Origin of the sequence: Novosphingobium kalidii (assembly GCF_040534015.1) — a bacterium.
Classification (GTDB): Bacteria; Pseudomonadota; Alphaproteobacteria; order Sphingomonadales; family Sphingomonadaceae; genus Novosphingobium; species Novosphingobium kalidii.
On record NZ_JBEWLY010000025.1, the window covers coordinates 117,309 to 128,512 of the forward strand.

The following is an 11,204-nucleotide window of genomic DNA, read 5'->3' on the forward strand; positions in this document are numbered from 1 at the left end:
TCAAGCCCTTACGTCCTCCCACTCGGGATGCCGCTTGAACGCCGCGACGACGTAGCTGCACAGCGGGTGGATCTTGAAGTCGTTTTCGCGTGCATCGGCGATGAGGGCTTCGACGAGACGGGCAGCAACGCCGCGCCCTCCGATCTCGGGCGGCACCAGCGTGTGATCGATGATGTGCACACCGTCACGCTCCACCCAGGTCAGACGTCCCATGGCATCGCTGTCCGCAAGATGGGCCTGGTACTCGCCAGCGCCGCCGCGATCCTCCTTGGTGATGGTAAGTCCGACCATGCCTTGCGTTTCCTTGTCTCTTCGTCGCGTCCTCGCGGTGCTTGACGAGGCGTCGTTCCCGTAACAGGCGATATGGCCATGCAGTTCCTGTCCGACAACGCCGCGCCCGTCCATCCCGCCGTATGGAGTGCCATGCTCGCTGCTGATGCGGCCGATTCGCCGTACGACGGAGATGCGCTCAGCCGTGAGCTGGATGCGGCCTTCTCGAACCTATTCGGGTGTGAGTGTTCGGCACTCTGGGTAGCGACCGGAACGGCGGCGAACTGCATTGCGCTGGCGGCGATGGTGCCGCCGCACGGCGGCGTGGTCTGCCACCGCGAAGCGCACATCGAGATGGACGAAGGCGGGGCCCCGGGCTTCTACATGCACGGCGCCAAGCTGATGCTGGCTGAGGGGCAAAGCGCGAAGCTCACGCCCGAGACACTCGCCGCGGTGATCGACCCGATTCGCGATGACGTTCACCAGGTTCAGCCCCATGCGGTTTCGATCACTCAGGCCAGCGAATACGGCTGCGTTTACAGGTCTGCCGAACTGGCCGCCATTGCTGCCTTCGCCGAGGGTAGAGGTTTGGGGCTTCACATGGATGGTGCGCGATTCGCCAACGCAGTGGCGCACCTGGGTTGCTCACCTGCCGAGGCCTGTGCTGGCGTCGATGCGCTCACGTTTGGCTTCGTCAAGAACGGCGGCCTGGGGGCCGAGGCCATCGTGTTCTTCAAGCCTTCGCTCGTCGACGTGGTGCGGTATCGGCGGAAGCGGGCGGGGCACTTGCAGTCCAAGGGCCGGTTCCTGGCAGCGCAGATACTCGCCATGCTGAAGGACGACCTGTGGCTGGAGAACGGACGCGCGGCGAATGCGGCGGCGGGTGAGATCGCGGCAGCAGCCGCCGACCGCTTGCTTCATCCCGTGGAAGCGAATGAGATCTTCCTGACCACGACTGCGCCCGAGCGAGCGGCGCTGCGCGAGCAGGGCTTCTCGTTCTATGACTGGGGCGACGATGCCGCGCGGCTCGTGACCGCCTGGAACGCCGATGCCGGACATGTCTCCGCGCTGGCCAAGGCGATCCGGGCGCTATGACCGCGCCCGCCGCAGACCAGCCTCCACCGCACGCGCTGCTGCGGCCGCAGATCGCGATACCGTTCCTCATCGTCGCGCTGATCTGGGGTTCGACCTGGTTCGTCATTCTGGGCCAGAACGAGGCCGCACCGGCAAGCTGGTCGGTGACCTGGCGCTTCGTGCTGGCAACGCCCGCGATGTTCGCAGTGGCCCTGGTGATGCGCCGCCCGCTTCGGCTCGGCGCCGCCGGGCAGCGTCTGGCGTTCTTCGTCGGGCTGACGCAGTTCTGCGGCAATTACAACTTCGTCTATCGCGCTGAACAGCATCTGACGTCCGGCATCGTCGCTGTCATGATCGGGCTCTTGCTGGTGCCCAATGCCATTCTGGCGCGCTTCCTGCTGAATCAGCCGATCACCCGGCGTTTCGCGATCGGCAGCGCTATCGCCATCGCCGGTATCGGGCTGCTGCTCCTGCATGAAGCGCGCGAGGCGCCGCTGAGCGGGCATGTGCTGCTGGGCGTCGTGCTGGCGCTGGCGGCGATGCTCTGCGCCTCGGTGTCGAACGTCGTACAGGCGAACAAGACCGGGCGGGCGCTGCCGATGGTGAGCCTGCTTGCCTGGGCCATGCTGTACGGCATGATCTGCAACGCCGTGCTGGGCTGGGTTACGGCGGGACCGCCGGTCATCCCCAGTAGCGGCGCTTACTGGGCAGGTACCGCCTATCTGGCGATCATGGGTTCGGTGGTGACATTCCCGCTCTACTACAACCTGATACGCCAGCTTGGAGCGGGTCGTGCGGCTTATAACGGGGTGGCGGTGATCGTTATCGCGATGCTGATCTCGACGTTCCTGGAGGGCTACCGCTGGTCGTTCCTGGCGATTGCCGGAGCTTCGCTAGCTACCGCTGGGCTGATCATCGCCTTGAGAGCGCGCAGACCGGCGACATAGTCGGGATAAGCGAGTTTCCAGCCCAGCACTCGCTTCGCCTTTCCGTTCGCGACCCGGCGGTTCTCCGCATAGAAGCCGCGCGCCATTGCCGACAGGTTCGCTTCCTCGATCGATTGCAGAGGCGGCGGTGCGCGTCCGAGCAGACGGCAGGCCTCCTCGATCAAAGTATTCTGGCTGCAGGGCAGATCGTCCGCCAGATTGTAGGCGCCCGGTGCTGCGCCGAGCCCGGCGAGTACGCCGCTGACGATATCCGACACGTGCACGCGGCTGAACACCTGATTCCGCAAGGCGAGGCGGTGCGCGCGTCCTTCCAGGACACGCTCGAAGGCGCTGCGCCCCGGGCCATAGATCCCTGGCAGGCGATAGACTCGTGCACCCCGCGCCAGCCATTCGGCGTCCGCGTCTGCACGCGCGGTGCGGCGGCCCAGCCCGACGGGTGCGCTTTCGTCCACCCACGCGCCGCGGGCATCGCCATAGACTCCGGTGGAGGAGAGATAAGACAGCAGCTTCCCCGCAAGCACGTGGCCGTACCGGTCCAGCACCGGATCGAGGCCTTCGCCACCCGGCGGAACGGAGGAGAGCACATGGTCGGCATCGCCAAGAGCCAGCCGCACATTGCCCTCGTCATCGAAGGAGAGAGTTCCCGCGCTTCCGGTGGAGACCACTTCCCAGCCCCTCGCCTCCAGTGCGCGGGCGATATGGCCGGCGGTATAGCCCAGGCCGAAGATAAACATGCGCGGCATGCGCCCTTCCTATCCGCTCAGACCGCAGGGGAGAAGGCTTTAACGGGGTAGCACTCTGTTCACTGCTGGCAATCGCGACCCCACGGCCTAATTAGGTCTCCATGGATATCGTTGCCCGCCCCTCCGAGCCCACCGAGAACCCCAAGATGGCCGACGCCGCGCCAGCGCCGCATGCGCCGCAAGTGATCCGGCGCGAGGACTATCAGGCGCCCGCGTGGCTGGTCCCCGACATCGCGCTCGAGTTCGCTCTAGGGCTTGAGCTGACGCATGTCACAGCCAGGCTTTCGGTGCGGCGCAACGCCGAGGGTAACGGTGGCGCGACACTAAGGCTCAACGGCGATCAGATCACCCCGCTTGCCGTGCGTGTCGACGGTGCCGCGGTGAACGACTGGCGGCTCGACGGGCCGGACTTGTTGCTGCCGCTCACTGGCGACGCGCACGAAGTCGAGATCGAGACGCAAGTGAATCCCGCCGCCAACAGCCAGCTGATGGGCCTCTATGCCTCACACGGCATGCTGTGCACGCAGTGCGAGGCGGAGGGATTTCGCCGCATCACGTTCTTCCCCGACCGCCCGGACGTGCTCTCCACGTACCGCGTGCGGATGAGCGGCGACAAGGCGACGTTTCCTGTCCTGCTCTCCAACGGCAACTGCGAGGCACAAGGCGAGGGGGCTGATGGCACGCACTGGGCCGAGTGGCACGACCCCTGGCCCAAGCCCTGCTATCTCTTCGCGCTGGTGGCAGGCGATCTTGTCGCCAATCACGATACCTTCACCACGATGTCCGGACGCAAGGTCGACCTCAACATCTGGGTCCGCAAAGGGGACGAGGCGCGCACCAGCCACGCGATGGACTCGCTGAAGGCGTCGATGAAATGGGACGAGGAAGCTTTCGGGCGCGAATACGATCTCGACTTGTTCAACATCGTCGCCGTGTCCGACTTCAACATGGGCGCGATGGAGAACAAGGGTCTCAACGTCTTCAACACGCGCTACGTGCTGGCTGACCCGGAAACCGCGACCGACGCCGACTACGATGCGATCGAGGGTGTGATCGGGCACGAGTATTTCCACAACTGGTCAGGCAACCGCGTTACTTGCCGCGACTGGTTCCAGCTCAGCCTCAAGGAAGGCTTCACGGTTCTGCGCGACCAGTTGTTCAGCGCCGACATGGGCAGCCCGGCAGTGAAGCGGATCGAGGACGTACGCGTGCTGCGTTCCGCTCAGTATCCTGAAGATTCCGGCCCCCTCGCGCACCCGATCCGGCCTGATTCGTACCAGGAAATCAGCAACTTCTACACCGCGACGGTCTACAACAAAGGTGCCGAGGTGATTCGCATGATGCGCACCATGGCGGGGCCTGAGCGGTTCCGCGCCGGCACCGACCTCTATTTCGACCGCCACGATGGCGAAGCGGCGACGTGCGAGGATTTCGTCAATGCGATCGAGGAGGGTGCCGGGCTCGACCTCGCGCAGTTCCGCTTGTGGTACGCGCAAGCCGGCACGCCGCAGGTCTCGGCTTCGGCCGGGCATGCCGGCGACAGCGTGACGCTCAAGCTCACGCAGACGGTGCCGGCCACTCCCGGGCAGCCCGCCAAGCAACCGATGCCGATCCCGCTGAAGCTTGCCCTTTTTGATCGCGAGACCGGCCAGCATAACGGCGAGGAGCTGATCATCCTCGACAAGGCTGAGCAGACTTTCACTTTCAAGGGCTATCTGCGTCCGCCGGTGCTGTCGATAAATCGCGGCTTCTCCGCACCAGTCGCCATCGATTTCGAGCGACCAGTAGAAGATCTGGTGTTCCTGGCTGCAAATGACGATGATCCGTTTGCCCGCTACGAAGCGATGCAGAGCCTGATCGTACGCCACTTGATCGCTGGAGTGGGCGGCAGCCTTGGAGAGCGCCAGCGCCAAGCGGACCGCGCTGCCATTGCACAGGCGTTCGAAGCAGTTCTCGCTGACGAGTCGCTCGACGATCTCATGCGTGGCGAATTGATGATCCTGCCGGCCGAGGGCTACCTTGCGGAGCAGTTCCTCGTTGCCGATCCCACCGCAATTCATGCCGAACGCGAGGCTCTCAAAGCTTGGCTCGGCCGTGAGTTGAAGGACAGGCTCACCCAGCTGCACGACCGCGTCAGCGCCGTGCCCTACTCACGCGATGCCGCTGCCCGGGGTGCGCGCAAGCTCAAGATGCAGGCCCTGATCTATCTTGCCGCCGGCGCTCCCGAAGACGCGAAAAGGCGCGCCATCGCCCAGTATCGCCAAGCCGACAACATGACGGACCGGCAAGGCGCGGTCATGGTTCTAGCCGGGTTGGACGGGCCGGAGCGACGGGAAGCACTGGCTGATTTCCACGACCGGTACAGCGGCAATGCGCTCGTGCTCGATAAGTGGTTCTCGCTGCAGGCGGGGTCGCTGCATCCGGATGTGCTCGATCACGTCCGCGCGTTGGCCGAGCACTCAGATTTCACCATGAGCAATCCCAACCGGGTGCGCGCGCTCTACATGGCTCTCGCGATGAATGCGCAAGCCTTCCATGCCGCCAGCGGCGAAGGCTATCGCATGATCGGCGATCTCATTCGCAAACTCGATCCGATCAATCCGCAGACGGCTGCGCGTTTCGTGCCGTCGCTTGGTCGGTGGCGCCGAATCGAACCCCGGCGTGCTGCCCTGATGCGGGCGGAGTTGGAACGGATCGCCGCCGAGCCTTCCTTGTCGCGCGATGTGCTGGAGCAGGTTACCAAGAGTCTTGACTGACGTGCCCGTGGATTCCGTTGACGTCGTTCGTGCTCGGGTGCTCAAGGGCGTCCGGCACGGATTCCTCGGCCGCGGTGGCGGTGTGTCGCAGGGCGAGGTCGCCGGCTTGAACGTCGGCCTCGGCGCCGGCGACGATCCCGCCGCCGTGGCAGAGAACCGCCGTCGCGCGCGGGTGGCGGTGGCTCCAGAGGCGCAGCTCGTCACGCTCTATCAGGTCCACTCGGCCGAGTGCATCGTTGTGACCAGCCCATGGAACGACGCCGACCGCCCACGCGCCGATGCGATCGTGACTGACCGGCCTGGCCTGCTGCTCGGGATCCTCACAGCGGATTGCGCTCCCGTGCTGCTGGCGGACCCCGACGCGGGCGTGATCGGTGCCGCGCATGCGGGTTGGAAGGGCGCTATCGGTGGAGTCGTTCAGGCGACGGTGGCGGCGATGGAGCAGCTCGGTGCGCAGCGCTCGCGAATCCGGGCGGCGATCGGACCATCCATCGCGCAGGGGAGCTATGAGGTTGATGATGCCTTTCGCGACCGGTTCTGCGCCAAAGATCCGCAAAACGGCGCGTACTTTGCTGGCGGAAAGCCCGGCCACTGGCATTTCGATCTGGAGGGGTTCGTCGCCAGTCAGCTTGCGGCGTCGGGCGTTGAAGCCGCCGAGAGCCTGCATCTCGACACCTATGGCGCGCCGCAGCGCTTCTACTCGTTCCGACGTTCCTGCCACCGCAACGAGGCGTCGTACGGGCGTCAGATATCCTTGATCTCGCTCGACTGAGGCGGCTCGGAGCTTCACCAAAAAGCCTGTTGGCAGGTGCGAATTTCGCGTCTATCAGCGCGCCAAGTCGGCTTCGGCCTGGGGTTCGTGCGCCCCGATTGTCGCCGGCGATCGGGGGACTCCAGCCAATTATTGACTAGGGATCCTGCTTGCCGCCGGAACGGGTGGCGGGTGTTGAGAGCAAGGCAAGGGCGAACATGGCAGAAGAAACGGTCACGGACTCTCCGGATCTGGGTGCCGGAGACGGAGTGCGGCGGCGCGACTTCATCAACATCGCTGCGGTGAGCGCGGCCGGTGTTGCCGGCGTGTCCATTCTCGTCCCCATGATCAGCCAGATGGCCCCTTCTGCCGACGTCCTGGCAGCGTCCTCTACCGAGGTTGATATCTCTTCGGTTCAGCCGGGCCAGGCCATCAAGGCCGTATTCCGCAAGCAGCCGGTGTTCATTCGCAACCTGACTCCCGCCGAAATCGCACAGGCCAACAAGGTGCCCATCTCCTCGCTGCGCGACCCGCAGACGCTGGCCGAGCGTACCAAAGAGGGCAAGCAGAACTGGCTCATTACCATGGGTGTCTGCACGCACTTGGGCTGCGTGCCGCTAGGTGCTGGCGAGGGTGAGACCAAGGGCGAGTTCGGCGGATATTTCTGCCCTTGCCATGGTTCGCACTACGATACTGCAGCCCGCATCCGCAAGGGCCCCGCTCCGACGAACCTGCTGGTTCCGGAGTACGCATTTGTGTCCGACAGCGTCGTCAAGATCGGCTGAGGTAGAAGAATATGAGCTTTCCCTGGGCCAACGAGTATAAGCCGACCAATCCCTTCATGAAGTGGATGGACGAAAAGCTGCCTTTGCCGCGTTTCGTCTACAATTCGGTCGGTGCGGGCTACCCGGTCCCGCGCAACCTCAACTACTTCTGGAACTTCGGCATTCTGGCGCTCGTGTGCCTAACGCTGCAGATCGTCACGGGCATCGTGCTGGCGATGCACTATGCAGCCAACGCGACGGTCGCGTTCGACAGCGTCGAGCACATCATGCGTGACGTGAACTGGGGCTGGATGCTGCGTTATGCGCACGCGAACGGCGCGTCCGCCTTCTTCGTCGTGATCTACATTCACATCTTCCGCGGCTTCTACTACGGCTCGTACAAAGCTCCGCGCGAAATGGTCTGGCTGCTGGGCGTCACCATCTTCCTGCTGATGATGGCGACGGCTTTCATGGGCTACGTGCTTCCCTGGGGCCAGATGAGCTTCTGGGGCGCAAAGGTCATCACCGGATTGTTCTCCGCCATTCCGCTGGTCGGTGAGCCGCTCCAGCAGTGGCTGCTTGGTGGCTTTGCTCCGGATAATGCCGCGCTCAACCGCTTCTTCTCGTTGCACTACCTGCTGCCGTTCGTGATCGTCGGCGTGGTCGTGCTGCATATTTGGGCACTCCACATCCCGGGTTCCTCGAACCCGACCGGGGTGGAAGTGAAGAGCGAAAGCGATACCGTTCCGTTCTACCCTTACTACATCGCCAAGGATGGCTGGGCCGTTGGCGCCTTCGCATTCCTCTACTGCGTCATGCTGTTCTTCTTCCCGAACACGCTGGGCCACCCGGACAACTACATTCCGGCTAACCCGATGAGCACGCCTGCGCACATCGTTCCCGAATGGTACTTCTGGCCGTTCTACGCGATCCTGCGTGCCTTCACCGCTGACTTCTTCTTCATTCCGGCAAAGCTGATGGGCGTGCTGGCGATGTTCGCGGCGATCCTGGTGTGGTTCTTCCTGCCCTGGCTTGATCGTTCGCCGGTTCGCTCCAGCGCGTATCGCCCGCTGTACAAGAAGTTCATCTGGATCCTGCTGCTCGACGTTCTGGTGCTCGGCTACTGCGGTGGCGCCCCGGCCCAGGAGCCTTTTGTCATGATCAGCCAGCTCGCGTCGATCTACTACTTCGCGCATTGGCTCATCATCCTGCCGATCGTCTCCGCAATCGAGCGACCGGACCCGCTGCCCTACTCGATCACCCAAGCCGTTCTTGGCGGGGAGGACGTGCCGGCGATGGCCAATTCCACCGCGCCCGTTCCGACCCACGGCTGACTTCGAACGAGAGACGGAAAGACGTAAAGCCATGATCCGCATCATTTCCATCCTCGTCGGGCTGTTCTTCACGGTCGCGCTCGTGTGGTCGTTCGGCAACGGCGCACTGATCGCCATCACTGAACCCTCGCCCGAAACCGCAGAGCACGAGTTCCACAGGCACCCCAAGGAAGTGCACTTTGCCAGCGATGGCGCATTCGGTCGGTTCGACCGTCAGCAGCTGCAGCGTGGCTTCCAGGTCTACAAAGAGGTCTGCTCTGCCTGTCACTCGCTTCAGCATGTCGCCTTCCGCGACTTGGCTGCGCTCGGCTACTCCGAAGCCGAAATCAAAGCGATCGCCGCGGGCTTCCAAGTACCGGGGGTAGACCCCAACACCGGCGAAGCTGCTCTGCGTCCCGGTATGGCTACGGACTATTTCCCGAAGCCCTTCGCGAACGACATCGCTGCCCGTGCCGCCAATAACAACGCGGTACCACCCGACTTGTCGCTCATCACCAAGGCACGTCACGAAGGCCCAGCGTACGTCTATTCGTTGCTGACAGGATACCATGACCAGCCAGCTGAACTCCTCAAGAAGTTCCCCGAAGCCGAGACTCCTGCGGGGTTGTACTACAATCCTTACTTCCCAAACTTGAATCTCGCGATGGCGCCGCCGCTGACGAGCGAAGGTCAAGTCTCGTACAGCGACGGTACCAAAGCGACGGTCGAGCAGATGGCAAAGGACGTGAGCGCGTTCCTGATCTGGACTGCAGAGCCCACGCTCGAGAAGCGCAAGCAAACGGGCTGGCCGGTCCTCGGCTTCCTCCTCTTCGCCACGGTTCTGGGCTACATGTCTTACAAGAACATCTGGGCGGACAAGAAGAAGGTCTGAGCTCTCTCCGAGCAGAGCTCCAACGCAGCAAAGCGCCCCTCCGTCATGCGACGGCAGGGGCGCTTTGCTGTACCCTCAGGGCTGCTGCAACCGTCCAGGTCTTAGACGGGAAGAGTATATGTGTCGTGCTGAATGGGAGGCACGCTCCTAGAGCCCCGTGCATATCCGGCTGTAGCTCTCAAGGGAACTGTTCAGTCTTCCGGCCACCGCAGGGTGTAAGGATCAGCGCTGGTAACAAGACGGCGCAGCGAAGCCCGCGCTAGCCTTTCTACTTCCACCTTGCGGCGAGCGGCGGGTAGCTTGCGGGTCGGTGCAGGCCGCAAGATCTCCGCGTCGTAGCCGTCTGCAACGATAACGCCGCAGCGCTCCGGCAGGAACGGTTCGGTTTCGAGGCATGCCCGATCAAGACCTGGAGCCAAGCCCCAGTAGAAGCGGTCACAGTAATCTAAATAGTCGGTCCACTTGGCATCGCCCAGCAAGTCGGCACGGCTCACTTTGATCTCCACGAGGATGATATGGCCTTTTGGGTCCATTCCCATCAAATCCGCCCGTCTGCCGCAGCGCAGAGACATCTCCGGCAGACACCAAACGCCGTTTCGCGCGAAGAGCCGGCCAATCCCTCGCGCCACGTCCTGTGCACTGCTGCCGCGAGCTTCTGGAGAGGTTCGCTGTGCTGAGTCATTCTGAGGCATAGATCCATCATAGGAACATACCAAGAACTCGCAAGAGCAGGTTGATCGCTGACACCTCAGGTGTGTAACCGCCCCTGCTGAAGCGGCGAGAGGGTCGCCTACGAAATGCACTGGCAAAGCGAAACCGGCTCTGCTAACCGCGAAGGCTCTGCACCCGTAGCTCAGCTGGATAGAGCGCTGCCCTCCGAAGGCAGAGGTCACAGGTTCGAATCCTGTCGGGTGCACCAATTACCTCAAGCATTTTGCGTTGCTAGAGTGGTTTCGGTCTCCGGTGAATGCCCCGGGGCCAGTGCTTCGATCTCGTCTATAATCCCTTCTGTGGCCTTCAACGGAAGGCCACGATTTGCAGGGTCCGGCAAAGCGTAAAGTCGCTGAGGCCGGGTTCGCGCACATTATTCACCGCGAGCCTGGAGCCGTCCGTCTGCTCCAGGATTGGAACGAGAGTGCGCGGCGCTACCACCGTCGCTCTGCGCCTTCTTGTCTGGATGGAATTGCGCTGATTCAGTTGCATCGTTTTGGTTGTCGGATTTCACTGCACCCGCCCCTTGTCTGTTGAAAAATCTTGGGCGGCATCTGGTCTGCACCATGTGGCGACAGAAACCCTGAGAAAGCCCAGCAATGATGCTCGCTGCAACTTTGCGTCGATCGCCTACTTTGGCAGTCCAGACCTTACCGGCAGGCGGCGTCGGGTTCAGGCAATAGCGAAACGTTCTCTGCCAGTTCGGGTATGGACAAGCGATAGGTTGGCGTATGGTCGACCATCCTTGGAGGAAGTAGGGAGAAGCGGCCCGGACGGCGAATATTCTTCATGGCAAAGGCGTGCTCGACAGTCGCTTTCATTTGCCTGACCGACCCTTCCGTGGTGCATTGACGTCCTCCCGATTTTTTCATCCACTTTGAGTGAGATTTTTCCGGCGCTTTAGAGCCATCAGGCAAGGAGCTGGGAAATGAAGAAGTCGAGGTACACCGAGGAGCAGATTGCTTTCGCGTTGAAGCAGGCGG

At 62.9% G+C, this 11,204-nt stretch carries 10 protein-coding genes, 1 tRNA gene and 1 pseudogene; 8 read left to right on the forward strand and 4 right to left on the reverse strand.

What is annotated here, in order from left to right; genetic code table 11:
• Positions 1–291: a GNAT family N-acetyltransferase gene (locus ABVV53_RS16190; RefSeq protein ID WP_353985467.1), complete on the reverse strand. Its 291-nt coding sequence runs from the start codon at positions 289–291 to the stop codon at positions 1–3.
• 78 nt (positions 292–369) lie between these two features.
• On the opposite strand from ABVV53_RS16190, the gene ABVV53_RS16195 reads away from it, so the two are divergent.
• Together ABVV53_RS16195 and ABVV53_RS16200 are read left to right on the forward strand one after the other, a co-directional pair.
• Positions 370–1,365 (forward strand): threonine aldolase family protein, encoded by a 996-nt coding sequence (locus ABVV53_RS16195; protein WP_353985468.1) that lies wholly within the window; start codon positions 370–372, stop codon positions 1,363–1,365.
• On the forward strand, positions 1,362–2,291 hold the full coding sequence (locus tag ABVV53_RS16200; protein WP_353985469.1) for a DMT family transporter: 930 nt from the start codon (positions 1,362–1,364) through the stop codon (positions 2,289–2,291). Before ABVV53_RS16195 ends, ABVV53_RS16200 begins: the two co-directional genes overlap by 4 nt.
• Here the strand turns inward: ABVV53_RS16200 and ABVV53_RS16205 are convergent.
• Entirely contained in the window at positions 2,201–3,034 is an 834-nt protein-coding gene (locus ABVV53_RS16205; protein WP_353985470.1) for a Rossmann-fold NAD(P)-binding domain-containing protein, read from the reverse strand. The genes ABVV53_RS16200 and ABVV53_RS16205 overlap by 91 nt on opposite strands.
• A gap of 101 nt (positions 3,035–3,135) precedes the next feature.
• Here ABVV53_RS16205 and pepN point away from each other — a divergent pair, with 101 nt between their 5' ends.
• The 5 genes from pepN to ABVV53_RS16230 all read left to right on the forward strand — a co-directional run bounded on the left by pepN (position 3,136) and on the right by ABVV53_RS16230 (position 9,510).
• A complete protein-coding gene (pepN, locus tag ABVV53_RS16210; RefSeq protein ID WP_353985471.1) occupies positions 3,136–5,790 on the forward strand; it encodes an aminopeptidase N in 2,655 nt (884 codons plus the stop codon).
• 7 nt (positions 5,791–5,797) lie between these two features.
• Positions 5,798–6,562, forward strand: a complete 765-nt coding sequence (pgeF, locus tag ABVV53_RS16215; RefSeq protein ID WP_353985487.1) for a peptidoglycan editing factor PgeF — start codon at positions 5,798–5,800, stop codon at positions 6,560–6,562.
• 197 nt (positions 6,563–6,759) lie between these two features.
• Positions 6,760–7,326 (forward strand): ubiquinol-cytochrome c reductase iron-sulfur subunit, encoded by a 567-nt coding sequence (petA, locus tag ABVV53_RS16220; RefSeq protein WP_353985472.1) that lies wholly within the window; start codon positions 6,760–6,762, stop codon positions 7,324–7,326.
• 11 nt (positions 7,327–7,337) lie between these two features.
• Positions 7,338–8,639, forward strand: coding sequence for a cytochrome b (locus ABVV53_RS16225; protein ID WP_353985473.1), 1,302 nt, complete (start codon positions 7,338–7,340; stop codon positions 8,637–8,639).
• Between the two features lie 31 nt (positions 8,640–8,670).
• A complete protein-coding gene (locus ABVV53_RS16230; protein ID WP_353985474.1) occupies positions 8,671–9,510 on the forward strand; it encodes a cytochrome c1 in 840 nt (279 codons plus the stop codon).
• A gap of 191 nt (positions 9,511–9,701) precedes the next feature.
• Here the strand turns inward: ABVV53_RS16230 and ABVV53_RS16235 are convergent, their stop codons facing one another.
• A complete protein-coding gene (locus tag ABVV53_RS16235; protein WP_353985475.1) occupies positions 9,702–10,202 on the reverse strand; it encodes an MmcB family DNA repair protein in 501 nt (166 codons plus the stop codon).
• Between the two features lie 150 nt (positions 10,203–10,352).
• On the opposite strand from ABVV53_RS16235, the gene ABVV53_RS16240 reads away from it, so the two are divergent.
• Positions 10,353–10,429, forward strand: a tRNA-Arg gene (locus tag ABVV53_RS16240).
• Positions 10,430–10,871: 442 nt separating this feature from the next.
• Here the strand turns inward: ABVV53_RS16240 and ABVV53_RS16245 are convergent.
• Positions 10,872–11,204, reverse strand: a pseudogene (locus tag ABVV53_RS16245) (hypothetical protein); the annotation flags it as partial.

What these genes read in the sequence shown, in the direction of transcription:
- ABVV53_RS16190 (WP_353985467.1), bottom strand. Translation starts at nt 291, where the DNA reads ATGGTCGGACTTACCATCACCAAGGAGGATCGCGGCGGCGCTGGCGAG.
- ABVV53_RS16195 (WP_353985468.1), top strand. Translation starts at nt 370, where the DNA reads ATGCAGTTCCTGTCCGACAACGCCGCGCCCGTCCATCCCGCCGTATGG.
- ABVV53_RS16200 (WP_353985469.1), top strand. Translation starts at nt 1,362, where the DNA reads ATGACCGCGCCCGCCGCAGACCAGCCTCCACCGCACGCGCTGCTGCGG.
- ABVV53_RS16205 (WP_353985470.1), bottom strand. Translation starts at nt 3,034, where the DNA reads ATGCCGCGCATGTTTATCTTCGGCCTGGGCTATACCGCCGGCCATATC.
- pepN (WP_353985471.1), top strand. Translation starts at nt 3,136, where the DNA reads ATGGATATCGTTGCCCGCCCCTCCGAGCCCACCGAGAACCCCAAGATG.
- petA (WP_353985472.1), top strand. Translation starts at nt 6,760, where the DNA reads ATGGCAGAAGAAACGGTCACGGACTCTCCGGATCTGGGTGCCGGAGAC.
- ABVV53_RS16225 (WP_353985473.1), top strand. Translation starts at nt 7,338, where the DNA reads ATGAGCTTTCCCTGGGCCAACGAGTATAAGCCGACCAATCCCTTCATG.
- ABVV53_RS16230 (WP_353985474.1), top strand. Translation starts at nt 8,671, where the DNA reads ATGATCCGCATCATTTCCATCCTCGTCGGGCTGTTCTTCACGGTCGCG.
- ABVV53_RS16235 (WP_353985475.1), bottom strand. Translation starts at nt 10,202, where the DNA reads ATGCCTCAGAATGACTCAGCACAGCGAACCTCTCCAGAAGCTCGCGGC.